This is a genomic window from Bradyrhizobium sp. IC3195 (assembly GCF_020193585.1).
GTDB classification, from domain to species: Bacteria; Pseudomonadota; Alphaproteobacteria; order Rhizobiales; family Xanthobacteraceae; genus Bradyrhizobium; species Bradyrhizobium yuanmingense.
Window position 1 is genome coordinate 1 of sequence record NZ_JADYVG010000063.1, and the last position, 1,788, is coordinate 1,788.

Below are 1,788 nucleotides of genomic sequence, written 5' to 3' on the forward strand. Positions count from 1 at the left end.
GCCCCAAGCTCGTCGTCGCTTATATGATCTACACGATTCGACTGCTCAACGCTGATGTTGTTGTATCTTGAGATTATCCAACAACTTCGAGCCTTCACTGAACGATCTCGACCAAGATCGCTCTGCCAAGTCCAGATAGCTTTTCAGCAACTCGGAGGGCGTTTTGACCTCAGCAACGACTTTTAGAAAATTGGCGTGATCGTGCAAAGAGGAAGCAGTCAATCTCAAACCGTCTTTCAAAGCCGCCGCGAAGAAGTTTGTCGTTGCTTCGATCGACTTCTGCCAATCTGCAAACACGAATGAAGCGCGCGTGGCTGCCGTCGACTGCTTAGTGTGCTCGGCGGCGCCACCTGGCCCAGCAGCCGATGCCTGGGTCACTTGCGGCGCTTGCTGTGTACGGCGTTTCTCGTCTTCAGCTACGCTCGATGCCATTGAACGTCTCCTCTCTGAACTGTAACGTTGTGATTGGTTTCGCGGCTCAGCTCAATCACCTTCAGAGGGTAACACGATCTCCAATATGGGACACCTGCCACTTTTGGTAGCCCTGATCGCAAGGACCTGACTTAAGGACGACATTTGACGTGACCAATGCTGGAGGCGGATTGTTCAGTCTGCCAGATTCCCGGTAGGTGCTCCGATGGCTATATTTCGCGGAGAGTCTGAATCGGCATGTCGCAAAAGCCGTGTAGAGAGCGGCCAGTGGGTCTATGGCGTCGGCGAAGATGGTGTTCAGGCGTTCTGCGACTTTGGCATCGAAAACCTGATCGAGTTCGTCAGGTTCCACAAAGAAAACCCCAAGCTGCTCAGCGCTGGCACGGGAATGAACCAACCAGCCTGCGGCCTACACCGGCTACACCGGATCGGCGCACCGGCGGGTGCTTTCGCGTACAGCGGCGCATCCGACCATTGCGCCGTCCATGGGTCGGAGCCAAAAGGTAGTTCAAGCCGATCTTTCCGATGTGATAGTTGCTGGAGAGGCCCGTTGTGTTCGCCGGAAGAATTGCGAACGGCGGATTCTGCTCCGTCGGAGGAGTCGCGACACTCGGTCCGCCGAAATGCAGATAGTCATACTCAGCTTTCACCGACCATGCAGGCGTAAGCGCTTGCTCGACGCCCAGCCCGATGGTGGCGCCAAGGCGACCATAGTCGAAGTGGGCTTTCTCCTGTGGCGACCCGCCTTCGAAGTTGTTGACGACGTCGCCCCGGTTGTTTTGCCAAGCGACGCCTCCCTTGAGATAGGCCGGCGTGTGGCCCAGCGCGCCAAACGCGTAACCGACGCGACCGGTCCCGGTGGCAAAGACGTTGGGACCTGCCTTGCAGTTTGCGCTCACAATAAAGCCGGAGGCGGCGAGGCAGGTATTTGTCCCGTCGGAGACAGCACCGCTGGCATCCAGTTCGACACCAAATACCCAACCGTTCTTCTGCCAATTGTAGCCGATCTGGCCACCGGCGAGGAACACTGGGGTATCGACGACATCGCCATAGATCGACGGACCGTAGGGATTGCTGAAGGAGGTGCGGCCGTAGCCGCCGCCGACGTGCCCGCCAATATAGCCGCCGGTGGCAGTTTCACTCCTGGCTCGAGGTCTGCCGCATTCGTTGCATCGGTTGCGACGAGCGCAATTGTCGTGGCTCCCAAAAGAAGAACTCCAGATCGCATCCAACACGTCCCTGTATTTTCTCGGTCCACGACCGAGCGCCCTTAAGTTATCGCGCAGCAAAACCGTCGGGGCGGACCAGACGCTAACACCGACGCGCGCCGAGTCCGTCCCGAAGACCATCGCACTG

Annotated in this window: 2 protein-coding genes; both read right to left on the reverse strand. The window is 57.7% G+C overall.

Features of this window, described 5'->3' with window-relative positions:
• Nucleotides 1-45 precede the first annotated feature (45 nt).
• Entirely contained in the window at nucleotides 46-432 is a 387-nt protein-coding gene (locus I6F09_RS37075; protein ID WP_036046585.1) for a hypothetical protein, read from the reverse strand.
• 371 nt (nucleotides 433-803) lie between these two features.
• Nucleotides 804-1,788: outer membrane beta-barrel protein (locus tag I6F09_RS37080; RefSeq protein ID WP_225190195.1), on the reverse strand; the 985-nt coding region annotated here is incomplete at its 5' end.

Coding starts and splice junctions, on each gene's coding strand:
- I6F09_RS37075 (WP_036046585.1), bottom strand. CDS start 432: ATGGCATCGAGCGTAGCTGAAGACGAGAAACGCCGTACACAGCAAGCG.